This is a genomic window from Mesorhizobium sp. M0870, from assembly GCF_040319775.1.
In the GTDB taxonomy this organism is placed as follows: Bacteria; Pseudomonadota; Alphaproteobacteria; order Rhizobiales; family Rhizobiaceae; genus Mesorhizobium.
The window spans coordinates 47,444-70,962 of sequence record NZ_JAMYOI010000013.1 but is presented as its reverse complement, the minus strand read 5'-3'; the positions used below and the strand labels follow the sequence as shown (position 1 = coordinate 70,962).

General features: G+C 63.9%; 21 protein-coding genes. 11 read left to right on the top strand and 10 right to left on the bottom strand.

Features of this window, described 5'->3' with window-relative positions; all coding sequences use genetic code 11:
- The first annotated feature begins 21 nt into the window (after nt 1-21).
- From NKH97_RS17410 to NKH97_RS17400, 3 genes are all read left to right on the top strand, one after another.
- Complete coding sequence (locus NKH97_RS17410; protein ID WP_023814302.1) at nt 22-795, top strand: amino acid ABC transporter substrate-binding protein; 774 nt, start codon at nt 22-24, stop codon at nt 793-795.
- Between the two features lie 138 nt (nt 796-933).
- Nucleotides 934-1,614, top strand: coding sequence for an amino acid ABC transporter permease (locus tag NKH97_RS17405; RefSeq protein ID WP_031213968.1), 681 nt, complete (start codon nt 934-936; stop codon nt 1,612-1,614).
- Nucleotides 1,611-2,381: an amino acid ABC transporter ATP-binding protein gene (locus NKH97_RS17400; RefSeq protein WP_352611410.1), complete on the top strand. Its 771-nt coding sequence runs from the start codon at nt 1,611-1,613 to the stop codon at nt 2,379-2,381. The genes NKH97_RS17405 and NKH97_RS17400 overlap by 4 nt, the downstream gene beginning before the upstream one ends.
- A 64-nt stretch (nt 2,382-2,445) precedes the next feature.
- On the opposite strand, the gene NKH97_RS17395 is transcribed toward NKH97_RS17400, so the two are convergent.
- Together NKH97_RS17395 and NKH97_RS17390 are read right to left on the bottom strand one after the other, a co-directional pair.
- Nucleotides 2,446-3,063 carry a LysE family translocator gene (locus NKH97_RS17395; RefSeq protein WP_352798130.1) on the bottom strand — a complete coding sequence of 206 codons (618 nt, stop codon included), beginning with the start codon at nt 3,061-3,063 and terminating at the stop codon, nt 2,446-2,448.
- Between the two features lie 157 nt (nt 3,064-3,220).
- Nucleotides 3,221-3,880 (bottom strand): response regulator, encoded by a 660-nt coding sequence (locus NKH97_RS17390; RefSeq protein ID WP_128305518.1) that lies wholly within the window; start codon nt 3,878-3,880, stop codon nt 3,221-3,223.
- Nucleotides 3,881-4,009: 129 nt separating this feature from the next.
- Here NKH97_RS17390 and NKH97_RS17385 point away from each other — a divergent pair, with 129 nt between their 5' ends.
- Nucleotides 4,010-5,779, top strand: coding sequence for a hybrid sensor histidine kinase/response regulator (locus tag NKH97_RS17385; RefSeq protein WP_352798126.1), 1,770 nt, complete (start codon nt 4,010-4,012; stop codon nt 5,777-5,779).
- 172 nt (nt 5,780-5,951) lie between these two features.
- Here the strand turns inward: NKH97_RS17385 and NKH97_RS17380 are convergent, their stop codons facing one another.
- The 6 genes from NKH97_RS17380 to NKH97_RS17355 form a co-directional block, all read right to left on the bottom strand.
- Nucleotides 5,952-6,533 carry a CarD family transcriptional regulator gene (locus NKH97_RS17380; protein ID WP_013529179.1) on the bottom strand — a complete coding sequence of 194 codons (582 nt, stop codon included), beginning with the start codon at nt 6,531-6,533 and terminating at the stop codon, nt 5,952-5,954.
- Nucleotides 6,534-6,899: 366 nt separating this feature from the next.
- Nucleotides 6,900-7,238, bottom strand: coding sequence for a ferredoxin FdxA (gene fdxA / locus NKH97_RS17375; protein WP_023699302.1), 339 nt, complete (start codon nt 7,236-7,238; stop codon nt 6,900-6,902).
- A 234-nt stretch (nt 7,239-7,472) separates the two neighbouring features.
- A complete protein-coding gene (locus NKH97_RS17370) occupies nt 7,473-7,859 on the bottom strand; it encodes an RNA-binding S4 domain-containing protein (protein ID WP_127297242.1) in 387 nt (128 codons plus the stop codon).
- 16 nt (nt 7,860-7,875) lie between these two features.
- Complete coding sequence (locus tag NKH97_RS17365) at nt 7,876-11,310, bottom strand: helicase-related protein (protein WP_352798120.1); 3,435 nt, start codon at nt 11,308-11,310, stop codon at nt 7,876-7,878.
- Nucleotides 11,311-12,029: 719 nt separating this feature from the next.
- The gene (gene phbB / locus NKH97_RS17360) at nt 12,030-12,755 is read right to left on the bottom strand and encodes an acetoacetyl-CoA reductase (protein ID WP_023814310.1); all 726 of its coding nucleotides are present in this window, start codon (nt 12,753-12,755) and stop codon (nt 12,030-12,032) included.
- Between the two features lie 93 nt (nt 12,756-12,848).
- Complete coding sequence (locus NKH97_RS17355) at nt 12,849-14,027, bottom strand: acetyl-CoA C-acetyltransferase (protein ID WP_352798116.1); 1,179 nt, start codon at nt 14,025-14,027, stop codon at nt 12,849-12,851.
- Between the two features lie 301 nt (nt 14,028-14,328).
- On the opposite strand from NKH97_RS17355, the gene phaR reads away from it, so the two are divergent.
- Nucleotides 14,329-14,940 (top strand): polyhydroxyalkanoate synthesis repressor PhaR, encoded by a 612-nt coding sequence (gene phaR / locus NKH97_RS17350; protein ID WP_128305522.1) that lies wholly within the window; start codon nt 14,329-14,331, stop codon nt 14,938-14,940.
- A gap of 21 nt (nt 14,941-14,961) precedes the next feature.
- Here the strand turns inward: phaR and NKH97_RS17345 are convergent, their stop codons facing one another.
- Nucleotides 14,962-16,101: a citrate/2-methylcitrate synthase gene (locus NKH97_RS17345; RefSeq protein WP_352750555.1), complete on the bottom strand. Its 1,140-nt coding sequence runs from the start codon at nt 16,099-16,101 to the stop codon at nt 14,962-14,964.
- Between the two features lie 92 nt (nt 16,102-16,193).
- Between NKH97_RS17345 and NKH97_RS17340 the strand changes: the two genes are divergently transcribed.
- The 3 genes from NKH97_RS17340 to NKH97_RS17330 all read left to right on the top strand — a co-directional run bounded on the left by NKH97_RS17340 (nt 16,194) and on the right by NKH97_RS17330 (nt 19,431).
- Complete coding sequence (locus NKH97_RS17340) at nt 16,194-17,282, top strand: citrate synthase/methylcitrate synthase (protein ID WP_352611414.1); 1,089 nt, start codon at nt 16,194-16,196, stop codon at nt 17,280-17,282.
- Between the two features lie 153 nt (nt 17,283-17,435).
- Nucleotides 17,436-18,251 carry a 3-hydroxybutyrate dehydrogenase gene (locus tag NKH97_RS17335; protein WP_031213135.1) on the top strand — a complete coding sequence of 272 codons (816 nt, stop codon included), beginning with the start codon at nt 17,436-17,438 and terminating at the stop codon, nt 18,249-18,251.
- Between the two features lie 46 nt (nt 18,252-18,297).
- On the top strand, nt 18,298-19,431 hold the full coding sequence (locus NKH97_RS17330) for a patatin-like phospholipase family protein (protein ID WP_031213140.1): 1,134 nt from the start codon (nt 18,298-18,300) through the stop codon (nt 19,429-19,431).
- A 23-nt stretch (nt 19,432-19,454) separates the two neighbouring features.
- Here NKH97_RS17330 and NKH97_RS17325 read toward each other — a convergent pair whose 3' ends face one another.
- Nucleotides 19,455-20,054, bottom strand: a complete 600-nt coding sequence (locus NKH97_RS17325; protein ID WP_352750553.1) for a TetR/AcrR family transcriptional regulator — start codon at nt 20,052-20,054, stop codon at nt 19,455-19,457.
- A 121-nt stretch (nt 20,055-20,175) separates the two neighbouring features.
- Between NKH97_RS17325 and NKH97_RS17320 the strand changes: the two genes are divergently transcribed.
- From NKH97_RS17320 to NKH97_RS17310, 3 genes are read left to right on the top strand one after another with little or no spacing between them, the layout of a single operon-like run.
- Nucleotides 20,176-20,637, top strand: a complete 462-nt coding sequence (locus NKH97_RS17320; RefSeq protein WP_023810909.1) for a (2Fe-2S)-binding protein — start codon at nt 20,176-20,178, stop codon at nt 20,635-20,637.
- Between the two features lie 2 nt (nt 20,638-20,639).
- On the top strand, nt 20,640-22,913 hold the full coding sequence (locus NKH97_RS17315; RefSeq protein ID WP_023810910.1) for a xanthine dehydrogenase family protein molybdopterin-binding subunit: 2,274 nt from the start codon (nt 20,640-20,642) through the stop codon (nt 22,911-22,913).
- On the top strand, nt 22,910-23,518 hold the full coding sequence (locus tag NKH97_RS17310; RefSeq protein WP_128305530.1) for a hypothetical protein: 609 nt from the start codon (nt 22,910-22,912) through the stop codon (nt 23,516-23,518). Before NKH97_RS17315 ends, NKH97_RS17310 begins: the two co-directional genes overlap by 4 nt.
- The last annotated feature ends 1 nt before the right edge of the window (nt 23,519 follow it).

Below are 23,519 nucleotides of genomic sequence, written 5' to 3'. Positions count from 1 at the left end.
CAAGGACGGGATCACAGAAAAATGAAATGGCTCAAGTCGCTCATTATCGCCGGAACGCTGCAGGCCCTGGCTGTCACTGCAGGCCATGCCGGCCCCAATCTCGACCAGATCAAGCACGCCGGTGTCATCAAGGTCGGCACGGAAGGCACCTATGCGCCGTTCACCTACCATGACACGTCCGGTGCACTGGTCGGCTTCGACGTCGAAATCGCCAAGGCGATCGCCGACAAGCTTGGCGTCAAGGCCGAGTTCCTCGAAGGCAAGTGGGATGGACTGATCGCCGGCCTCGACGCCAATCGCTACGATGCCGTTATCAATCAGGTCGGCATCACCGACGCCCGCAAGGCAAAGTACGACTTCTCCGATCCCTACATCGCCTCTAAGGCGGTGCTGATCGTGCGCGGCGACAACACCGACATCAAGAGCTTCGCCGATCTCAAGGGCAAGAAGTCGGCGCAGTCGCTGACCTCGAATTTCGGCAAGCTGGCCGAAACGAACGGCGCCGAACTGGTCGGCACCGATGGCTTCGACCAGTCGATCCAGCTGCTTCTGACCGGCCGCGCCGACGCCACGATCAATGACAGTCTGTCGTTCCTCGACTTCAAGAAGCACAAGCCCGACGCCAATGTGAGGATCGCCGCGCAAGAGGAAAACGCCGACTATTCCGGCGTCATCGTGCGCAAGGGCGACCCGGAGCTGGTCGCCGCTATCAACAAGGCGCTGGCCGATATCAAGGCCGACGGCACCTACAAGAAGATCTCCGACACCTATTTCGGCCAGGACGTTTCGAAGTAATCCGGGAGGCGGGCCGGTCCGCCGCCCATGAGACTATCGAGCGGCGAGCCGTCTTTGACGGCCCGCCGCTTTTGTCGTGATATGGCCGACGCATTCTTGCTTTGACCAAGCTGCTTCGACCAATCTGGAGGGTCTTACGTGCCGCACTGGCTGCAACTGATGCTGGAGTCGCTGCCTTCGCTCCTGTGGGCGGCGCTGATCTTCACCGTGCCGCTGACGCTATTGTCCTTTGCTCTCGGCTTGACGGTCGGCCTGGGTGCTGCACTCGCCCGGCTGTTCGGCCCCAAGCCGCTGGTCGCGCTGGTGCGCTTCTATGTCTGGATCTTCCGCGGTACGCCGCTCCTGGTGCAGCTGTTCCTCATCTTCTACGGCCTGCCGTCGGTCGGGATCCTGCTCGACGCCTTCACGGCGGCGCTGATCGGCTTTACCTTGAACATCGGCGCCTACACGTCGGAAATCATCCGCGCGGCCATAGGCTCGGTGCCGAAAGGCCAGTGGGAAGCCGCCTATTCGATCGGCATGACCTGGGGCCAGGCGATGCGGCGCACCATTCTGCCGCAAGCCGGCCGGGTCGCGGTGCCGCCGCTCTCCAACACCTTCATCTCGCTGGTCAAGGACACGTCGCTGGCCGCCGCCATCACCGTGCCGGAGATGTTCCAGGCGGCGCAGCGCATCGTCGCCACCACCTATGAGCCGCTGATCCTCTATGTCGAGGCGGCGATCCTTTATCTGGCGCTGAGTTCGGTGCTGTCGGCCTTGCAGACGCGGCTGGAGATCCGGCTCAACCGCTATGGCGGCTTCCTGGAGGCACGCTCATGATCGGCCTCAGCAACATCGAAAAGCGCTTCGGCGACAATCTCGTGTTGAAGGGCGTGACGGTCACCATTGCCGAAGGCAGCGTCACGGCGCTGGTCGGACCTTCGGGCGGGGGGAAGAGCACCCTGCTGCGCTGCATCAACCTCCTGGAAATCCCGACCTCGGGCACGGTGCGGATCGGCGACGAGACGCTCGAATTCCATCTCGGCGGCAGGGTTCCGGCCAGGGATATCCAGCGCCTGCGGCTGCAGACCGGCATGGTGTTTCAGAATTTTCAACTGTTTCCGCATCGCACCGCGATCGAGAATGTCATGGAAGGGCTGGTGACGGTGCTGAGATGGCCGCCTGAGAGGGCACGCGAGCGGGCGCTGGCTTTGCTGGAGAAGGTGGGGATGGCGCACAAGGCCGACGCTTGGCCAGCGACCTTGTCGGGCGGCCAGCAGCAGCGCGTGGCGATCGCCCGCGCGTTGGCGCCGTCACCGAAAGTGCTGCTCTGCGACGAGCCGACTTCGGCGCTCGACCCGGAGCTGGCGCAAGAGGTGGTCGACGTGCTCGGCAAGCTCGCCAGCGAAGGCACGACCATGGTGATGGCGACGCATGATCTGCGCCTCGCCTCCAAGATCGCCCAGGAAGTGGTGTTCCTCGATGCCGGTCTCGTCGTCGAGAAGGGACCGGCCGCGGTGCTGTTCAACAATCCGGAGCAGCAACGGACCAAGCGCTTCATTGCGACGCTGAAGCAGGAGGCTGAGAAGGAAGGCGGCGGCGCGTAAGCGCGCGGCCCAGAGTGTGTTGAATTCGGGTGATGGCCCCAGCCGCGGCTTTTCATTTGCAGGTTCAGATATGATGGCTGACGAGCGCCACGCCAAGTCCGATGAGGATCGAACCGCATGTCTTGGGGATCACCCATCCGGCGCCGCCGCCAGTGAACGGGCCAACGGCGAGCGAGGCGATGCCGACCGCCGCCAGGTCGGCCATCGAGAAGATGAGATTGACGACGATGCCGAGGATGAGGAATTGCAACCCTACGGCAATGGCGGCTGACGGGTCCACGAACTGCGGCAGGAAGGTCAGGAAGAACAGTGCCGTCTTGGGATTGAGGATCTCGACGACCATGCTGTCGCGAAATGTGTTCGGCGCCGGCCTGGCACCGTCCTCGCCCATCCGGTTCCAGCCCAGGAACATGGCAAGGCCCAACGAAATAAGATATATGGCGCCCGCCAATCGGATCATCGAGAAAGCGACCGGCGCGTGTTCCATCAGTGCGGCGAGCCCGACCGCCGCGGCCAGGATGTGCACGTAACAGCCGAGATGAACACCCAGTGCCGCCATCAATCCCGCCTGACGGCCATGGGCCAGCGTTTGCGCGGTCATGTAGAGAATCGCCGGCCCTGGCATGCAGGCGAAGGCGAGCGTTGCGAGGGCGAACGGAATCCAAAGATCCAGCGACGGCATGACGGCTCCTCCCATGTGATCAAGCCGTGGGAGGAGTAGGCTGGGGGTCAGGCCGAAAACATACGGCAGATGCCGTATTTGGATCGTGATCGGGCTTGGCTAATCTGCCGATGGTTAAGGGGACGTTGCGGGGTTGCCCATCGTCGCGGCTGCGATGTCAGCCGGCGGGCAATCCCAGACGAACCGCGTAGGCGGTCAGTTCGGCGGTGTTGTGGAGATTGAGCTTGCCCATCAGGTTTTCGCGATGCTTGCGAGCGGTCGGCAGGCTGATCCCCAACCGTTCGGCGATGTCGCGCGTGATCATGCCTTGCGCCACCAGTTGAAGGATCTGCCGTTCGCGCCGCGTCAGCGGCACCGGGGAGAGGATTTCCTGTGCGGCTATCGGCTCGCTGCCCCTGCCCATATCGCTGACGGCGAAGCGAACGGTTTTCGCCAGATAGGTGCCTCCGTTCTTGACCGCTTCGATGGCGGCGCCAAGTTCCTCGGGATCGCCGTCCTTGGTCAGGTAGGCGTTGGCGCCGGCACTGAGCGCGGCGCGCACCGTCCTCGGCTCGATATTGGCCGTCAGCACCACGATCCGCAGGCGTGGCGCCAAGGTCCTGATGGTGGCGATGAACTGCATCCCGGCGACACCTGGCATGCCGAGGTCGAGGATCAAAAGGTCGGCGCGCGTGCTTCGCAGCTGGCCAAGCAGCGCCTCGCCATCCGCAGCCTCGGCGACGACCGAGACATTGTCCATTGCCGAGATGAGCAGCTTCAGCCCCTCGCGCACGATGGCATGGTCGTCGGCGAGTATGGCGGTGAGCGGGCGATTCATCAGGGCACCATCCAGGACTGCAGCGGCGTATATGGATCGATCGCCAATCTATGCGAAACAGGTTGCCGGTAGATCAACGGTACCGGGGAAGACCGCCCGGAGAATACTTGGGGCAATTGGAGGGCTTCGATGCAGGAAGACAAGATACGCCAGGCCCTGATCGAACTCCTGTATCGCAATTCCTACGGCGTGGTCATCTCCAACATCGTGATCTCGATGGCGGCGGTCTATGTGCTGAGAACGGCCGTTTCCATCAATTGGCTGATCGGCTGGCTAGCGGCGCTGTATCTGCTGACGGCTATCCGGGTGCTGGCGTCGCGCCGTTTTTTCAGCCGCGCCCGGGATCGCCACTCGATCTTGCGCTGGGCATGGCTGGCTACGGCGTTTTCCTGCATGTCGGGCCTTCTGTGGGGTGTGCTTGGCTGGGTCGGCTTCATGCCCGAGGCGCCGATCGTGCTGTCCTTCACGGTCATTGTCCTGACTGGTCTCGTCTGCGGCACGGTGCCGTCTCTGTCGGCCTTTCCGCCGGCGCTGGTTGGTTCCATCCTGGCAACGGTGGTGCCGGTCGCCCTGCGCTGCCTGACCACCCAAAGCGATATTTCCGCCGCCTTCCTGTTCCTGCTCGCATCGCTGGTGGCGATCAATTTCTACTACTGCCGTATCACCTACCGCATGCTGCGCGAAACCGTCAGCCTGCGATTGGAGAACGAAACGCTGGTCGAGCATCTGCAAGAGGAACGCGACAGGGCGCAGACCGCCGACCGTGCCAAGACGCGTTTTCTGGCGGCGGCGAGTCACGATCTGCGCCAACCGATCCATGCCCTGAGCCTGCTGGTCTCGACGCTTGCCGTTTTGGGGCAGCGCGGCGACGTACCCTCCGGCGAGGCGCGCGAGCTGGCCAGCCGAGCGAAATCGGTTGTCAGCAACTTCAGTGGGCTGCTCAACGCTTTGCTCGATATCTCCCGGCTCGATGCGGGCATCGTCACGGTCGCGAGCGAGGCGGTGCCGCTGCGCGACCTCTTTGGTGATCTTCGCAATGAATTCGCCGCCGAGGCGAAACAGCGCGGACTTAGGTGGCGCGTGGTCGACAGCGGCCTCTACGTCGACAGCGACCCGATGATGCTGAAGCGCATTCTCAACAACCTGGTGTCGAATGCCTTTCGCTACACCAAGCAAGGTGGTGTCCTGCTGGGCTGTCGCCGGCGCGGCGCATGTGTGGAGATACAGGTCCTGGACAGCGGCCCCGGCATCCCCGCCGATCAGCAGGGGATGGTCTTCGAGGAGTTCGTGCAGTTGCAGAACCCGGCGCGGGACCGCACGCAAGGCCTGGGACTCGGGCTCGCCATCGTTCGCCGCACCGCCGAACTGTTGCGGCACCCCCTGAAATTGGCTTCGACATCCGGACGCGGTTCCCTGTTTTCCATCACCGTCGCGAAGGCCGGCGCGGTGCAAGCTCGCTTAGCGGTCGACACGACATCGCCGGCCAGCAGTACCGCGGGCATCATCGTGGTCGAGGACGAGGGCGATGTTCTCGATGCCATGGTGCGCTTGCTCGGCCTGGAGGGACATCGTGTCTATCCCGGCCGCTCCGCCGGAGAGGCGCGGAAGGCCCATGCGGCGGCGCTGGCTGCCGGCGATGCGCCGGTCGACCTGATCATCGCAGACTACCGTCTCGAGAATGACACCACCGGCACCGACGCGATCCGTGCGCTTCACGCCCATATCGGCCGCGTTGTCCCGACCATCATCATCACCGGCGATACCTCGCCTTCGCGCCTCAAGGAGATCAGCGCCAGCGGCAGCCGCATCCTGCACAAGCCGATCGCCGACGAGGAATTGCGCGAAACCATTGCTGCGGTCTGCTTTGCTGGCAAGGCGACAAGTGGGGACAAACGTTAACCGAAAACGCGCGCTGGACGGCCCGGAGCGCGCCAGCAAGCCGCGATGCAGCACGCTGGTGCGCAGTACATCATCAACATCGAAGCCGCCGCCCGAAAGCAAAAGAGGCCCCGGTCAAACCGGAGCCTCCAATCGTTTCAGGCAGGATCTCTCGAATCAAAGGCGAGAAGGATCAGGCAGCTTCTTCCTGCTCGGCCTCTTCATTGTCGGCCTTGGCGCCACGCTTAGGGCCCTTGTTGAGGTTGACCTCGATCAAGCGCACGGCTTCGGTTTCCGACATGCGATTGACGGCCGCGATCTCGCGGGCCATGCGGTCGAGCGCCGCCTCATAGAGCTGGCGCTCGGAATAGGACTGCTCCGGCTGGTTGTCGGCGCGGTAGAGGTCGCGCACGACTTCCGAGATCGAGATCAGGTCGCCCGAATTGATCTTCGCATCATATTCCTGGGCGCGGCGCGACCACATGGTGCGCTTGACGCGGGCGCGGCCCTGCACGACCTTCAGCGCGCGCTCGACATAATCCTCTTCCGACAGCTTGCGCATGCCGATGGAGGTCGCCTTGGCAACCGGAACCTTCAGGCGCATCTTGTCCTTCGAGAAGTCGATGACGAACAGTTCCAGCTTGTGTCCAGCAACTTCCTGCTCGTCGATCGAGACGATCTGGCCGACGCCGTGCGCCGGGTAGACGATGTATTCGCCGGTCTTGAAACCGTGACGCGCAGCGGTGGACTTCTTCTGCGGGGTGATCGTTGCCATTACGCCCTGAACTCCTTGTTGTGGCACCGGCGTCCTGCCGGTCCGAACTCGCGCGATCGGGGAAGCCGATCGTTAGCCGCACAACAGATGAACCCATCGGAAAAGCCGGACCGGCAAACGCGACATTGCGACCGCCTGACCCAGATCGCTCTGGTCCGAATGGGATTTTCACCTTTCAGTGATTTGGGGCGTCTGCGCCATAAATCGACGTTGTGTCACCGGCATGTTTCGCTGATGTAACACAAAAAGTCGTAAGAATCAAGGTTTTGCTGCACAAGCGAAGGCCACAGGCCAGCGCCGCCTGTCAAGCCGGTTAATGCGACGTGCCTCTTACCCAGCGTAATACCGGCCTTTGCGGCCGTGTTGTCAATCGCCTTCGCCGGGCTCTGCCGAGAAGTATTTCTCGAACTTGCCGGCCTCGCCGTCGAAGGATTTGGCGTCGGCCGGCGGTTCCTTCTTGGCGGTGATGTTGGGCCATTTGTCGGCGTATTCGGTGTTGACCTGCAGCCATTTGTCGAGGCCGGGTTCGGTGTCAGGCTTGATCGCGTCGGCCGGGCATTCCGGCTCGCAAACGCCGCAGTCGATGCACTCGTCGGGATGGATGACGAGCATGTTCTCGCCTTCGTAGAAACAGTCGACCGGACAGACTTCGATGCAGTCCATGTATTTGCATTTGATGCAATTGTCGGTCACGACATAGGTCATCGGTCGGCTCCGGGACGTCCCATTTTGTTGGGCTTTTTCCGTCAGGTAACGCCTTTGTCGACCGCTTGCAAGGGTAGCCATTGCGGACGGTGCCGGTGTTTCCGGAATGGAATTCCAGACTGAAGGCCCGGCGGAAGTCAGTCATGTCCCGCAGAGCGTCTGTTTGCCGGGCTCAGTTCTCGCCTCAGGCGTGCCGTTGTCCCAAAACCGCTGCGTGTTTTTGGACGCCAGGCATCAGTCTTCGCCGAGCAATCGGTCGGTCTGGCGACGTTCCTTCTTGGTCGGGCGGCCGCTGCCGGCCTCGCGCAGCCCCGGAATTGCATCGGGAGGGGCTTCGCCCTTCGGTGCGGGCGGTGGCGACATGTCCTCGTAAAGCGTACGGGCCTCCTCGGCCGGGCCGCGCCGCGTACCGGCGCCGAGCACCTTCCAGATGAAGATGCGGCGCTCGAGCGTGATGGTCAGGACGTCGCCTGGCTTGACCTGATCGGAGGCCTGCGCTGCTTTGTCGCGATTGATGCGAACGCGGCCGGCGACGACCAGTTTTGCCGCCAGCGAGCGCGATTTCACGGCGCGTGAGAAGAACAGCCATTTGTCGATGCGCTGGCGGCCTTCGGCAACCATCGAAGCGAGCCGGGTTCTACTTCTTCAACTGGTCGCGCAATGCGGCGAGCTTGGCGAAGGGCGAATCCGGGTCGAAGCGCACCGGGCGCTCCTCGCGCGGCTTGGGCTGGAAGGCCGGCTTGCCGCCTTGCGGACCACCTTTGGCATCCGGCCTGCCACCCTTCCAGTCGGGACGGCCCTCACGGCGGTCGGGACGCTCGCCTTGCGGCCTGCCGTCACGCCGCTGTTCGCCTTCGGCCTGCGGCTTGGGTTTGAATTTCGAGCGGTCGAAGCGCGGCTTGCCGGCTCCATCGCGCCGGCCTTCATGGGCAGGCCGTTCTCCGGGTGCAGCTACGGCCGGTGCGCCGGCGGTATCCACGGGTGCATCGCTTCGGCCGCGCGCTTGTCCGTTGCGTGGGCGATTGTTCCTGCGGCTGTCGTCGCGGTTGCGCGGGCGCTGTTCGAAGCGGCCCTGACGCCACAACAGGATGGGTTTTGGCGCTTCGGCTTCTGGAGCGGGTTCGCCGGCGGCAGCTTCAATCACCGCTGCAGGTTCGTCCGGCGCGGCGTCCGTTGCGGGCGCGGCATTTGACACCAGCTCGGCCGTTGCGGCTTCTTCTGCCGCTGCAACTTCGATCTCGGCAGTCTCAGTCTCTGCCTGCGGTTCAACCGGCGCCGGTTCGGCGACGTCGGGCGCAGCCTCGGCTACAGGCGCTTCGTCTTGCACGGTTTCGACAGGAGCGTCCGCCTGTTCTTCCACGGCAGGCGCAGCAGGTTCAGCCGCGGCGTCGGGGGTGATTTCGGCGGGAATTTCGGCCGCCGTTTCCGAAACGGCCACTGCGTCCGATGCCGGCTCCGACCCTTCGATTGCTGCCTCTGCTGCGGCATCCGTTGCCGCGGCTTCGGCCGCTTTGGCCTGCTCGGCTCGTGCAGCCTCTTCCGTCGCAAGCTTCGCCACCGCCGCTTCGCGCGCGGCATTGTCTTGTGCTTCGAGCCGCGCCTTGACCTCGACGGCCGGCTTCGGCTCGGCACGATAGCCGAGACCCTTGAGGATTTCTTCCATGTCGTCGGCGGTGGCGCCGAGGATCGACATCATCGGCGGCGTCACCATGAAGGACTGGCCGTCATAGGCGCCGTCCGGGCGCTGACCGAGGCCGGGCTTCCAGTTGGTCGCCGGACGGATCAGATCCGCCAGCCGTTCCAGTATGTCGATGCGCACGGCGCGACGGCCGAGATTGCGGTAGCCGGCAAGCTTGTAGAACGTCTTGTCGAAAGCAGGGTCGATCACCACCGAGGTGCGACCCGAAGCGAGCGCATGGACCACGTCGCCAAAGCCCGGCTTGTCCTTGCCGTCGTTCTTCAACGCCCACAGCAATGTCACCAGCCCGGCAGGCGCCGGCTTGATCAGCGCCGGCACGAAGACATGGTAGGCGCCGAAGCGCACGCCAAGCCGGCGAAGGGCGGCGCGGCCTTCCTGGTCGAGCGACTTCATCTCCTCGGCGATGTCGCGGCGGTTGATAAGGCCGAAATTCTCGACCAGCTGGAAGGCGATGCCGCGGCCGATGCCGGAAATCTGGTCGGCGTTCCTGAGATCGACCAGCGGCTTCAGCAGCGACTCGATCTGGAAATTGACGAATCGCTCTGCACGCGCGGCGACCTTGTCGCGCGCCGGGCCGGTCAGGTGTTCGTCGGCCAGCAGCACCAGCCGCGGCTTCAGCGCGTCTTCGCCTGATACCAGCGTGCCGATCGGCGCGCCGATCCAGCGCAGCGTGCCGTCCGAGCCAAGCGCAATGTCGCCATTGGCCGAGGCGCCGAAGCGTTCGGCGCGGGCCTCGAACTCGGCGGCCAGCGCCTTCTGGGCGGCGGTGCGCACCGCCTTGGCGTCTTCACCGCCGGCGGTCTGGTCCGCGGTGAAGCGGAACCCTTGCAGCTCGCCGACATGATGGCCTTCGACAAGGACGGTTCCGGTAGGACTAATTTCGGCTTCAGGCATGGTATTTTCTCTAAGGCGCCGCATGAGGACGGAAGTCCTGCGGTCTACGAAGCGTTTCGTCAACCGCTCATGCAGCGCATCCGACAATCTGTCTTCGATTTCGCGCGTCTTTTCCTGCCAGTGTGCCTGATCGGCCAGCCAGCCGGGCCGGTTCGACACGAATGTCCAGGTGCGGATCTGGGCAATGCGATGCGACAGCGTGTCGATATCGCCCTCGGTGGTATCGGCGCGGCGCACCTGCTCGGCCATGTAATTCTCGTCGACATGGCCGTGGCGTGCCAGGTCCGTGTAAATGGAAGCGATGAGGTCGGCATGCTGCGCCGGCGCGATCCTGCGGTAGTCGGGCAGCGCGCAGGCTTCCCACAGCAGCGCCACGCGCTTGGCATTGGTGGTGAGTGCGCGAATGTCCTCGTCGCGCGACAGATGCTCGAGCGCCTGTGCGTCGACGGCAGGCAATGCCCGCGTCAGTCCCTCGACGGGGGCGTTGGTCTCGATCGAGCGCTTCAGCGCGTCGAGGCTGGCAAAGTCGAAATGCGCGGTGCGCCACTGCAGCACCTTCACCGGATCGAAATCGTGGCCTTCGATCTTCTTGATCAGCTCTTCGTCCAGCGGGTCGACCTGGCCGGTGACGCCGAACGTACCGTCACGCAGATGCCGGCCGGCGCGGCCGGCGATCTGGCCGAGCTCGGCCGCGGTCAGGTTGCGATACTGGAAGCCGTCGAACTTGCGGTTCTGGGCGAAGGCGACGTGGTCGAGATCGAGGTTGAGACCCATGCCGATGGCATCGGTGGCGATGAGGTAGTCGACATCGCCGGACTGGAACAGCGCCACCTGGGCGTTGCGGGTGCGCGGCGAGAGCGCGCCGAGCACGACGGCGGCACCGCCCTGCTGGCGGCGGATCAGCTCGGCGATGGCGTAGACCTCGTCGGCGGAAAAGGCGACGATCGCCGTGCGCCGCGGCAGGCGGGTCAGCTTCTTGGAGCCGGCATAGGCAAGATGCGACAGCCTCGGCCGCGTCACCACCGAGACACCCCTCAGCAGGCGCTGCAGAATGCCATGCATGGTGGCTGCACCGAGCAGCAGCGTTTCCTGGCGGCCGCGCAGATGCAGGATGCGGTCGGTGAAGATGTGGCCACGCTCGAGGTCGCCGGCGAGCTGCACTTCGTCGATGGCGACGAAGGCGGCGTCGGTCTCGCGCGGCATGGCCTCGACAGTGCAGACCGAATATCTGGCGCCCGGCGGCTGGATCTTTTCCTCGCCGGTGATCAGCGCCACTTTGTGGGCGCCGACCTTTTCGCAGACACGGGCGTAGACCTCGCGCGCCAGCAGCCTGAGCGGCAGGCCGATGATACCACTCTCATGCGCCACCATGCGCTCGATGGCGAGATGGGTCTTGCCGGTGTTGGTCGGCCCGAGCACGGCGGTCACGTCGCGGCCCGACAGGATCAGCGGCTCTGTGTGTTTGGGCTGGATGTTCATCAACCTAGAATAAGGCTTCCGGGACCTGGAGATAAGGCTTCTGGCCTCTGGTTGTCGGGAGCGTGCCTCAAATGGCGCGTATGACAGGCGACACATAGGGATTTCGGGCGCGAAGCGAAAGCGGAATGTTCTGTCGGCGGCGAGAAGGTGGTTTTGTCAAGCTTTCAATCGGCTGCGGATTAACGGATAGAACGAGTCTGGAACGAATCGGCGACGAATCAGTGACTCCTGCAGATTCAGCTTTTGTTCACGGCTACATGTGGATTTCGCGACCGCGAGTCGCACCACATGCTGAATCGCTGAACTGGCCCGTTTGATGCTAAGAGGGCGTTGCCGTTAACCTTTGCCTGGAAACAATCACGGTGGCTTGGCGCGCCTCGACCAACATTATGAAATTGTTGATCTTTCTTAACCTGCGTTAAGCAGTTGGGCAGGCGATTCCGGCTGTCGTCGTTAACGTTCAGCTCATAGCCGGAACGAATCGGCGACGAATCGGCGATGGCGTAATTTTCCCGATTTGTTCACCTCAATATCTTGTGTTGTGAACAGTTTATCCACCGAGAATCCACAGGTTGCCAGGGAGCTTTTGCACAGGGCTGCTGCCGGCTGTTAACCTTCGCGTGCCGAATTGGGTCAGCTACGGTCGCGAGCACGTCAAAGGGACCGTGCCGGAAACGGGCCGGTGTGCCGGCCCGTCGATCTCCTACATCGCCACGTCGTCAGGCGAAGTATTGGCCACCGTTGGCCGTGATGGTCGAGCCGGTGATGAAGCCGGCATCTTCGGATGCGAGGAAGACTACGCAGCGCGCGATCTCTTCCGGTTCGCCGAGGCGACCGACGGGGATTTGCGGGATGATGCGGTCGTTGAGCACCCTCTCGTCGATCGCCTTGACCATCTCGGTGGCGATGTAGCCAGGGCAGATGACGTTGACGGTGATGCCCGCGCGGGCTCCCTCTTGAGCGAGGGCTTTGCTGAAACCGATGTCGCCAGCCTTCGCGGCGGAATAGTTGACCTGGCCGGCCTGGCCTTTCTGGCCGTTGATCGACGAGATGGTGATGACGCGGCCGAACTTGCGGTCGCGCATGCCGCTCCACAGCGGATGCGTCATGTTGAAGACGCCGGACAGGTTGGTGTCGATGACCTCTTTCCACTGCTCGCGCGTGATCTTGTGGAACATGGCGTCGCGGGTGATGCCGGCATTGTTGACCAGCACCGAGACCGGGCCGAGATCGGCCTCGACCTGCTTGATGCCGGCCGCGCAGGAATCATAGTCGGCGACCGACCATTTGTAGACCGGAATGCCGGTCTCGGCCTTGAATTTCGCCGCTGCGGCGTCATTGCCGGCGTAGTTCGCGGCAACCGAATAGCCGACGGTCTTCAATGCGATCGAGATCGCCGCCCCGATGCCGCGCGATCCGCCTGTGACGATTGCTACCTTGGTCATGCATTTCCCCTTTTTTTGATACCGCCCTGTTGTCGGGCTTGGCAGGCACTGGATACAGAACGGGCGGCTCGCGCCGCCCGGTTAGTGAGTTCTTCAGAGTGCTTCGATACACATGGCGACGCCCATGCCGCCGCCGATGCACAGGGTAGCGAGACCCTTCTTGGCGCCGCGCCGGCGCATCTCGAAGACCAGCGTGTTGAAGACACGGGCGCCGGAAGCACCGATCGGGTGGCCGATGGCGATGGCGCCGCCATTGACGTTGACGATCGAGGGGTCCCAGCCCATGTCCTTGTTGACGGCGCAGGCCTGCGCGGCAAAGGCCTCGTTGGCCTCGACCAGGTCGAGATCGCCGACCGACCAGCCGGCCTTTTCCAAGGCCTTGCGCGATGCTGGGATCGGGCCGGTGCCCATGATCTGCGGATCGACGCCGGCGGTTGCCCAGGACACGATGCGTGCCAGCGGGGTGATGCCGCGCCTCACCGCTTCCGCCTCGCTCATCAGCAGCGCGCCGGCGGCACCGTCATTGATGCCGGAGGCGTTGGCGGCGGTCACCGTGCCGTCCTTGTCAAAGGCCGGCTTCAGCTTGGTCATGGCGTCGAGCGTGGCGCCATGGCGGATGTATTCGTCCTGGTCGACAATGGTGTCGCCCTTCTTGCCCTTGAGTGTGACGGTGACGATCTCGTCCTTGAACTTGCCGGCCTTTTGCGCGGCCTCGGCCTTGTTCTGCGAAGCCAGCGCAAACTGATCCTGGTCTTCGCGGGTGATCTGGAACTGACGTGCCACGTTTTCGGCGGTGTTGCCCATGTGATAACCGTTGAAGGCATCCCACAGCCCGTCCTTGATCATGGTGTCGATCAACTTGAAGTCGCCCATCTTGACGCCGGCGCGCAGGTGCTGGGCATGGGTCGAAAGCGACATCGATTCCTGGCCGCCGGCGACGATGACCTTGGCATCGCCGGTGGCGATCTGCTGCATGCCGAGCGCAATGGCACGCAGGCCCGAGCCGCAAACCTGATTGAGGCCCCAGGCTGTGGTTTCCTTGGGCAAGCCAGCATTGATCGATGCCTGGCGGGCCGGGTTCTGGCCTTGCGCGGCGGTCAGCACCTGGCCGAGGATGACCTCGTCGACCTCGCCTGGTTCGACACCGGCACGTGACAGCAATTCCCTGATGACAACGGCACCGAGCTCATGCGCCGGGGTGGCGGCAAAGGCGCCGTTGAAGGAGCCGACCGGCGTGCGCGCCGCGCTGGCAATGACGATGGAAGCGGACATTTTCTTCTCCAGACTTCAAGGGTGTCGGTCTGTCGTTAGGGACTTTTCTTGCCCTTTCCCAACCCCAAGTCAAACCGGAAATAGGCAGGGCGCCCATGCGCCGCAAGCAGGTCGTGCCTTGCCATGGCGGCCATTCGTCCATTGCTGCGCAGCATATTTTGCCTGCTATGCAGCATTTAGTGATCCCGCACTGCACAAACTGCTTGGAATTGTGAAGCTTTTGCGCATATCCTCAAAAAAAAGGCACAATCGTTATCGGCGGCTTGCTCAGAGGCGCGCCGGTGTCCCCGGGAGGATGTAGATGGCCGCTAAAGACGATCCGATCATCATCAAGAAATACGCCAATCGCCGCCTCTACAACACCGGCACCAGCACCTATGTGACGCTCGAGGACCTCGCCGAGATGGTCAAGAAGGGCGAGGAGTTCACCGTCCAGGACGCCAAGACCGGCGACGACATCACGCATCCGGTGCTGACCCAGATCATCTTCGAACTGGAGAACAAGGACGGGCAAAACATGCTGCCGATCCCGTTCCTGCGCCAGCTCATCGCTTATTACGGCGACCAGATGCAGATGATCGTGCCGAGCTTCCTCGAACAGTCGATGCTCGCCTTTTCCAAGGAGCAGGAGCGCTTTCGCGAGCAGATGAAGGGGGCGATCGGCAAGTCGCCGCTCGACATGATGAAGATCACTACGCCGATCAAGGCGCTGGAGGAACAGACACGCCGCAACATGGAAATGTTCCAGAATGCGATGCGGCTGTTCACGCCGTTCCCGCCCGCTGGCTCTACGCCGGCGGCTGCGCCAACGCCCGAGCCGGCCAGGAAGGAAACGGCTGACAAGCCCGACGACCTTCAGGAGCTGAAGGACCAGATCGCGGCCATGCAGCGCAAACTCGACACGATGTCGTGAGCGCCTGGCGCTCTCGCGATCTTACGGCAGTATTCCCTCGTAGCGGCCGCGCGGCCGGATAAGGCCTCCGCCTGTTATCTGTTCGACCGTGTGCGCTGCCCAGCCGACGCTGCGTGCGAGCGCAAACAGGCGGAACGGCGTATCGCGCGGCAAGCCAAGACTGCGCGTCAGCGCGGCCAGCCCAAAGTCGATGTTGGGAAGCGCGCCGGTCGCCGCAAAGGCAGCGTCGCGCAGCGACGATAGTGTGCCGTCAACCTCGATCACCGACAGAAGCGCTGCCCCTCGGGGGTCGCCGTCGGGATAGAGCTGATGACCGAACCCCGGCAGCGGCCGGTCATGGCTGAGCCAGCGCCGAATCGCCGCATCGGCGCCATGCCGCGCAGCATCCTCGGCCAGTTGCATCACCGCCTCGCCGGCGCCGCCATGGCGAGGGCCTGACAGCGTCGCGAGCCCCGCCAGCAGGCAAGCGGCCAGCGGCGCGCCGGTGGAGGCTGCGACGCGCGCGGCGAAGGTCGATGCATTCAGCTCATGATCGGCAAGCAGGACAAGCGCGCGGCGGATCGCATCTGCGCCGCCGGCATCCACCGACCAGTCCTGCGCAAGCCGCTGATGGACCGGATCCGGCCCCGCCGGTGCGCCCAGCGCGGCGGCCAGCACGCCGACCGCGTGCGCGGCGTCGGCATGCAGCGAGGCGGCGCTGCGCCCAAGCGATGGGCGCCCCTGGCCGGCAAGCACGGCAAGTCGCGCAAAGGCCGCAGCCCGGCCAGCTTGATGGGGTGCGTCCGGCAATGGTGCTTCGAAAGCCACCGGTTCCGGCAGAGCCCAGAGAACGGCGGCGGCTTCTTCCAGTGTGGCGTGCCCGGAGAGCACCGCGGCGTCCTGCCCGCGATAGATGAGCCGACCGTGCGAGACGGTCGAGATCGCCGTTGCGATCGAGGGCTCGCCCCAGGCAATGGCGCTTTCAGCGATGGCTGATGGGCTCCGTCCGCGCGCCCTCCGCGTTGCCAGCGCTTCTATATCGTCGGCACGATACTGGCTGCGGCGCGGATCGGCGCGGTCGGGCCGCATGCCGATGCGCCCACGGCTGACATAGGCGTACAGCGTCTGCGCCCGCACCTTGAGCCTCTCCAGCGCTTCTTCTCTGGACAACCACTCCGACATATCGAACCCCAATATTGATTCTATTGATCAAGATTGATGGAAACGTTGCCCATCTCTATCTCCGATCTGGAAATGCTTCAAGGAGACAGGCTATGGCGAATGGGCTCGATGACGTGGTGGCGGCGGAAACCGTGCTTTCCGATGTGGATGGTCTTGGCGGCCGGCTGACGATCCGAGGTCATTCGCTGCCCGAGCTGGCCGGCCGCTGGGACTATGCTCAGGTGATGCGCCTGCTGCTCGACGGCTTCTTCGACGACCTTCCCGCCGACGCGAAGCTGACGGGTGAGCTGGGCCAGGCACGTGCTGAGGTGTTCGAACGGCTTTTACCCTCGTTGCCCCGGCTGGCGTCGCTCGATGTCTACAGCGCCATGCGCGCCGGCATGGCGCTGCTGCCGGACGGCGACACATCGACGAACGCCTTGCTGCTCATCGCAGCGCCCGCCGTGCTGACGCCGGCCCTGCTGCGCCTGCAGCGCGGCGAGGAGCCGATCGCGCCGGACAGCCGGGCCGATCATGCCGCCGACATGTTGAGGATGCTGAACGGCAGCGTCGCCTCGCCGGCGCTGGCGAAGGCGCTCGACACCTATCTGGTGACCGTCTGCGACCACGGCCTCAACGCATCGACCTTTGCGACGCGCGTGGTGGCCTCGACGCAGGCCGGCCTGACATCCTCCGTGCTGGCCGGGCTCGGCGCACTCAAGGGGCCGCTGCATGGCGGGGCGCCCGGTCCGGTGATCGAGATGCTGGATGCGATCCAGGCGCATGGCGATGCCGCCGGCTGGCTTCGCGACGAGATCGCGCACGGCAGGCGCATCATGGGCTTCGGCCACCGCATCTACCGCGTGCGCGATCCGCGCGCCGATGTGTTGAAGTCCGTCGTGCGGCAACTCGGCGGCGAGGGCGAAACCGGCCGCCGGCTGGCATTCGCGGAGACAGTGGAACAGGTAGCGCTCGACGTGCTGCGGATCGCCAAGCCGTCGCGCTCGCTGCAGACCAATGTCGAGTTCTACACCGCGCTGCTGCTGGAGGCGGCGGGCTTTCCGCCACAAGCTTTCAGCAATGTCTTTGCCACCGGGCGCGTCGCCGGCTGGATCGCGCATGCGCGCGAGCAGCAGACGATCGGGCGGCTGATCCGCCCGCAGTCGCGCTATGTCGGGCCTGTGCCGGAGCTGGCTGCCTGAGGCTTATCGGCGCCTGGCGAGCGACCGGCGATCCAAACGATATCCTCCTGGTGAGCGGCCGTGTGGCCGCTTATGACGAAAATTTCATCTCGCCCACAAATCTGGCCGCTGTTATTGCGTCGTATTGAGCATATATGCTGCACTGCAACATAGATGCATTCTTGCCGTAACCAGAGGATTCCGCCCTTGGCCGCCAGAAAAACCGCAGTCATCACCGGCTCCACATCGGGCATTGGCCTGGCCATCGCCCAGGCGCTGGCGGCCGAAGGCCGCAACGTCGTCGTCAACTCTTTCTCCGACACGACCGCCGACCACGCCATGGCCGACGCGATTGCCAAACAGTATGGAGTGAAGACCGCCTACATCAAGGCCGATATGTCGAAACCGGCGGAATGCCGGGCGCTTGTCGCCAAGGCGGCCGAAACATTCGGTTCGGTCGATATCCTGGTCAACAATGCCGGCATCCAGCATGTCGCGCCGGTGGAAGAGTTCCCGATCGAGAAATGGGACGCCATCATCGCCATCAACCTGTCGTCGGCATTCCACACCATTGCAGCCGCCATTCCGCTGATGAAAAATGCCGGCGGCGGGCGGATCGTCAACATCGCCTCGGCACACGGCCTGGTCGCGTCGCCGTTCAAGTCGGCCTATGTCTCGGCCAAGCACGGCATCATGGGATTGACGAAGACCGTCGCGCTCGAACTGGCGCGCGAAAAAATCACCTGCAATGCCATCTGCCCGGGCTATGTGCTGACGCCGCTGGTCGAGGCGCAGATCCCCGATCAGATGAAAGCCCATCAGATGGACCGCGAGACCGTCATCCGTGAGGTCATGCTGGACAAGCAGCCGACCAAGGAATTCGTCACGGTAGAGCAGATCGCGGCAGCGGCGGTGTTCCTGTGCTCGGACGCGGCAGCGCAGATCAACGGCACGCATCTCTCGGTAGATGGCGGCTGGACCGCCGCGTGAGGCGCGAAATCTTCTCATCTACCCAAAACGCACCAAGGACGACGCCATGACCAAAAACGGCAAGGCGGAGGAGACGAAGAAGACGATCAACATCGCGCTTCAGGGCGGCGGCTCGCACGGGGCCTTTTCCTGGGGTGTGCTCGACCGCCTGCTGGAGGACGGACGGCTGGAGATATCAGCAGTGTCCGGCACCAGCGCCGGCGCCATGAACGCGGTGGCGCTGGCCGACGGATATGTGCGCGGCGGTGTCGAGGGAGCGCGGCAAAAACTTGAGGATTTCTGGCGCGCGGTGGCGGCCAAGGGCCGGTTCAGCCCAGTGCAGCGCATGCCGTGGGATGTCGCCTGGGGCAACTGGTCGATCGAGAATACGCCTGGCTATGTCTTCTTCGACACCATGTCGCGGGTGTTCTCGCCCTACGTCGCCAATCCGCTCGGCCTTAACCCGCTGCGCGACGTGGTGGAGCAGGAGATCGATTTCGACAATGTCCGCGCCTGCAAGTCGATGGAACTGTTCATCTCGGCGACCAATGTCGAGACCGGACAGTTGCGCGTTTTTTCCGACGGCGAGATCGACCTCGACGTGGTGATGGCTTCGGCCTGTCTGCCGCAATTGTTCCGCGCCGTCGAGATCAAGGGCGTGCCCTACTGGGACGGCGGCTATGGCGGCAACCCGGCGCTCTATCCGTTCTTCAAGACCGCGGCGACCGAGGATGTGCTCCTGGTGCAGATCAATCCGGTGGTGCGGGAGGGAACGCCAAGGAGCGCCAACGAGATCCAGAACCGCATCGACGAGATCACCTTCAACGCCGGGCTGCTGCGAGAATTCCGCTCGATCGCCTTCGTCAAGGAACTGATCGCCGCCGGCCGTCTGCCGCATGGCGAATATCGCGACATCCGCATGCACCGCATCGATGCCGACGAGGCGTTCAAGGACCTGTCGGCGTCATCAAAGGTCAATGCCGAATGGGCGTTCCTGACGTATCTCAGAGACCTCGGCCGCACAGCCGCCAGCGACTGGCTGGAAGAGAATTACGACGCCGTCGGCAAGCGACCGACGCTCGATCTCTCCGGCGAACTCGATGACGGCTTCAAGCCGGTGCGCGGTCCGGCACCCGGCCGGCGGGTCAAGGAATTCCTCGCTGTGCGCAAAAATCCGGAGGTGGTTCGCCGTCGGGCCTGAACTGAAACCCGATACAGCTGGTTTCATCGAGCTTTCAAGGCGAGGTCGATCACCCTGATCAGGGCAGCGGCCGCCTGCCGCTGTCCCTCCGGATCTCTGATCCGCGCCTTCATGCCTTCCAGCCCGTCGAGCAGCATGTCGGTGAGCAGTTGCGCCGACAGGCCCCTGGCCGCCAGGTCGACGCCGTTCCTGGCTGCCTCCCCCTGGATCGCGGCGCCGATGTGTTGGCCAAGCCCGCCGCGCCAGCAGCCTACCAGATCGCCAAGGCTCGATTTCATATCCAGCAATTCGGCGCCGTGCGGCGAGGCAACGACCGCGCCCATCATCGAGATGAATGCCTCATCGATGGCCCGCATCATGCGCTCGGTGAAAGGGCCATCGCCGGATAGGGCAATCTTTGCCGCCTCGACCGAGCGCGACAGGATCATCATGGCGATGGCGCGGAAAATGTCGGTCTTGTTCTTGAACAAGAGATAGAGCGCCGGGCGCGACATGTCTGCGGCGCGGGCGATGTCGTCCATGGTGGTGCGGGTGAAGCCATAGGCCAAAAACACCTTCATCGCGCCATCCAGGATACGGACGCGTTTGGGATCTGTGGCGGCGATGTCTTCGATCTGGTTCATGGAGCAATTCTATCCTGCAAAATCCTATTTGACAAAATGACGAAATTTGTCAATCTGTATTGGGCGAAACGGTCGAGAGGACGCTTCGCCTTGGCAGTGGACGACAACAAAGGGTATCCCCATGCGCCTTACCGTCGACGGTCAGTCTTTCGATATCGATGCCGATCCTGACATGCCGCTGCTGTGGGCGCTGCGCGATCTCATTGGCAAGACCGGGCCGAAATTCGGCTGCGGCATCGCCGCCTGCGGCGCCTGCACGGTTCATGTCGACGGTCAGCCGGTGCGTTCCTGCTCACTCCCGGTTGGCCAGGTCAGCGGCGCTGTCACGACCATCGAAGGCATCGGCACAGCAGGCGGACTGCATCCGGTGCAGCAGGCATGGCTGGAGGAACAGGTCGCGCAATGCGGCTACTGCCAGGCCGGCCAGATCATGAGCGCGGTGGCGCTGCTCGACGAAGTCGCCAGCCCAAGCGACGCCGACATCGACAACGCCATGGGCGGCAATCTCTGCCGCTGCGGCACCTATCCCAAAATCCGCTCGGCCATCAAGAAGGCCGCGGCGCTCAAGACGGCGGGGCTCTGACCATGGCCAGTGTCGGAAAGATCGCCCGCCGCACGTTTCTGATCGGCGCTGCCGCCGTCGCGGGCGGCGTTGCCGTCGGCTACTACTATTATCGCAAGCCTTTTCCGAACCCGCTCGAGGCCGAGCTCGGCAAGGGCGAGGCGACCTTCAACCCCTATGTGAAGATCGGCGCCGACAACACCATCACCATCGTCGCGCCGCGGGCCGAGATGGGGCAAGGCATTTCGACGACGCTCGCCGTCATGGTCGCCGAAGAACTCAATGTGAGCCTCGACCGGGTCAAGGTCGAGCACGGCCCCGCCTCCCATGCCTATTACAACGCCGCGATCCTCGAAGAGGGCGGTCCGTTCGCCTTCTTCGACGAGAGCATGACCGCGCAGGCGGTGCGCTCGGGTCTCGGTGTGGTCGGCAAGTTCCTTGCCCTGCAGGGCACCGGTGGTTCGGCTTCGACACGCGACGGTTTTGACAAGATGCGGCAAGCGGGTGCAGTCGCCCGGCAGATGCTGATCGCGGCTGCGGCGCAAAAACTCGGTGTCGCCGCCGCCGATCTGGAAACGGCCGACGGTTCGATCCTGCACAAAGCGTCCGGCAAGTCGCTGACCTATGGCGCGGTCGCCGCGGCCGCCGCCGCGATGGCGCCGCCGGCCGAAGTCAGGCTCAAGGACCGGGCCGACTGGAAACTGCTGGGAAAGCCGCAAAAGCGCATCGACATGCTGGCCAAGGTGACCGGGGCGCCGATCTTCGGCATCGATGTCAGGCTGCCGGACATGGTCTACGGCACGGTCAAGATGAGCCCGCGCTTCTGGTCGGCGCCGATCAAGGCGGACCTCTCGAAAGCCGAGAAAATGCCCGGTGTGATCAAGATCGTGCCGCTGGAGACGAATTACGGCCATGGCTTCGGCATCATCGCCGACAACACATGGGCGGCATTCAAGGCGGCCGAGGCGATCGATGCCCAGTGGTCCGATCCCGAATACCCGCTCAGCAGCGCCGCTATTTCAGATGTCCTGAAGCAGGCGCTCGGCACCAAGGGGTCGGTGATGCGCGACAATGGCGACGTCGACACCGCCTTTGCCGACGCGCCGCGTGAAAGGATCGTCGAGGCCGACTATGCGGTGCCCTATCTGGCGCATGCGACGATGGAGCCGATGAACGCCACGGCGCAGCTCAGGGACGGCGCGCTCGACATCTGGTGCGGCAACCAGGCGCCGACCCTGGTGCGGCAGCTTTGCGCCAACGCGGTCGGCATCGAGCAGGACAAGATCACTGTGCACACCACCTTCATGGGCGGCGGTTTCGGCCGGCGCGTCGAGGTTGACTACGCGCTGTGCGCCGCGCTGATGGCGAAGGAGACGGGCGGGCGCCCGATCAAGGTGACCTGGACGCGTGAAGAAGACATGCGCCACGACGCCTACCGGCCGGCCGCTATCGGCAAGTTCCAGGCGCGGCTCGGCGACGATGGCATGCCGGTCGCCGTCGACATGAGGATGGCCTCGCCATCGGTGATTGCCGGCATGCTGCGCCGGCTGTTTCCTTCGATATCGCCGCTCGGTCCCGACAAGAGCATCGTCGACGGTGCCTATGACCAGCCCTACACCATTCCGAACTACCGGGTCAGCGGTATCGCGGCGCCGGTCTCCATCCCTGTCGGCTCCTGGCGCTCGGTCGGCAGTTCGGTCAACGGCTTCTTCCATGAGGGTTTCATGGACGAGATCGCCATTGCCGGAAAAATCGATCCGGTCGAGATGCGCAAGAGACTGATGGCCGCTTATCCCTCGGCGGTGAAGGTGGTGGAGAAAGTCGCCGCGATGGCGAAATGGGGCGAGGCGCTGCCCGCCGGCAAGGCCAGGGGTATCGCCTTCACGCTGTCCTTCGGCAGTTGGGTCGGCGAGATCGTCCAGGTGGCGGACACGCCGGCCGGCATCCGCATCGAGAAGGTGTGGATCGCCGCCGATGTCGGCACCGCGCTCGATCCCGGCATCATCGAGGCGCAGCTGATTTCGGCCGCCATCTACGGACTCTCCGCAGCTATGGGTCAGGAAATCACCTTCGCCGACGGCATGGTCGAACAGTCGAACTTCCACGATTTCGACGCCATGCGGATCTTCCAGTGCCCGGTCTTCGAAGTCGCCATCCTGGAAAACTTCCACAAGATGGGCGGCGTCGGCGAGGTCGGCACACCGCCGGCGGCTCCGGCGCTCGCCAACGCCATCTTCGCGCTCACCGGAAAGCGCGTCCGCACGCTGCCGCTGTCGAAAACGGTGGCCTTCGCATGAAGAAGCTCCTCATCATGCTGACGCCTGCTGCCATGCTCGTGCTCGCAGCGCCGTTTGCGATCGCGCAAGAGAGCCAGATGCCGGCGCCGGCGACCGTCGACGCGGCGAAAGGCCTGTCCGAATGGGACAAGGTCTATGCGGTGTTCTCGCATCCGCGCTGCGCCGACTGTCATGTCGCGGACGAGCGGCCGCGCTGGTCGGGTGCGCATTACGGCGGTACGCGCGTTCACGCCTTCAATGTCCAGCGGGGTGCTGACGGGTCGGGCTTCGGCAATCCGGGCCTGCGCTGCACGACTTGCCATTTCGCCAGCAATTCCAAGGCATTGCACGGTCCGCCCGGGGCCGAGAACTGGCATCTGGCGCCAGCCGAGATGGCCTGGTTCGGCAAATCCTCGGCCGAAATCTGCGCCCAGATCAAGGATCCCCTGCGCAACGGCAACCGTAGCTTGAAAGATATCGCGCTGCATGTTCGCGACGACAGATTGGTCGCCTGGGGCTGGGCGCCAGGATCGGGTCGTGAACCAGCCCCGGGCTCCGCCGAAGCAACCTATCAAGCGATCGAAAACTGGGCAGCGGCCGGCGCATCTTGTCCGCCGGCGCAATGAT

Coding starts and splice junctions, on each gene's coding strand:
- NKH97_RS17410 (WP_023814302.1), top strand. CDS start 22: ATGAAATGGCTCAAGTCGCTCATTATCGCCGGAACGCTGCAGGCCCTG.
- NKH97_RS17400 (WP_352611410.1), top strand. CDS start 1,611: ATGATCGGCCTCAGCAACATCGAAAAGCGCTTCGGCGACAATCTCGTG.
- NKH97_RS17395 (WP_352798130.1), bottom strand. CDS start 3,063: ATGCCGTCGCTGGATCTTTGGATTCCGTTCGCCCTCGCAACGCTCGCC.
- NKH97_RS17390 (WP_128305518.1), bottom strand. CDS start 3,880: ATGAATCGCCCGCTCACCGCCATACTCGCCGACGACCATGCCATCGTG.
- NKH97_RS17385 (WP_352798126.1), top strand. CDS start 4,010: ATGCAGGAAGACAAGATACGCCAGGCCCTGATCGAACTCCTGTATCGC.
- NKH97_RS17380 (WP_013529179.1), bottom strand. CDS start 6,533: ATGGCAACGATCACCCCGCAGAAGAAGTCCACCGCTGCGCGTCACGGT.
- fdxA (WP_023699302.1), bottom strand. CDS start 7,238: ATGACCTATGTCGTGACCGACAATTGCATCAAATGCAAATACATGGAC.
- NKH97_RS17370 (WP_127297242.1), bottom strand. CDS start 7,859: ATGGTTGCCGAAGGCCGCCAGCGCATCGACAAATGGCTGTTCTTCTCA.
- NKH97_RS17365 (WP_352798120.1), bottom strand. CDS start 11,310: ATGAACATCCAGCCCAAACACACAGAGCCGCTGATCCTGTCGGGCCGC.
- phbB (WP_023814310.1), bottom strand. CDS start 12,755: ATGACCAAGGTAGCAATCGTCACAGGCGGATCGCGCGGCATCGGGGCG.
- NKH97_RS17355 (WP_352798116.1), bottom strand. CDS start 14,027: ATGTCCGCTTCCATCGTCATTGCCAGCGCGGCGCGCACGCCGGTCGGC.
- phaR (WP_128305522.1), top strand. CDS start 14,329: ATGGCCGCTAAAGACGATCCGATCATCATCAAGAAATACGCCAATCGC.
- NKH97_RS17345 (WP_352750555.1), bottom strand. CDS start 16,101: ATGTCGGAGTGGTTGTCCAGAGAAGAAGCGCTGGAGAGGCTCAAGGTG.
- NKH97_RS17340 (WP_352611414.1), top strand. CDS start 16,194: ATGGCGAATGGGCTCGATGACGTGGTGGCGGCGGAAACCGTGCTTTCC.
- NKH97_RS17335 (WP_031213135.1), top strand. CDS start 17,436: ATGCATTCTTGCCGTAACCAGAGGATTCCGCCCTTGGCCGCCAGAAAA.
- NKH97_RS17330 (WP_031213140.1), top strand. CDS start 18,298: ATGACCAAAAACGGCAAGGCGGAGGAGACGAAGAAGACGATCAACATC.
- NKH97_RS17325 (WP_352750553.1), bottom strand. CDS start 20,054: ATGAACCAGATCGAAGACATCGCCGCCACAGATCCCAAACGCGTCCGT.
- NKH97_RS17320 (WP_023810909.1), top strand. CDS start 20,176: ATGCGCCTTACCGTCGACGGTCAGTCTTTCGATATCGATGCCGATCCT.
- NKH97_RS17315 (WP_023810910.1), top strand. CDS start 20,640: ATGGCCAGTGTCGGAAAGATCGCCCGCCGCACGTTTCTGATCGGCGCT.
- NKH97_RS17310 (WP_128305530.1), top strand. CDS start 22,910: ATGAAGAAGCTCCTCATCATGCTGACGCCTGCTGCCATGCTCGTGCTC.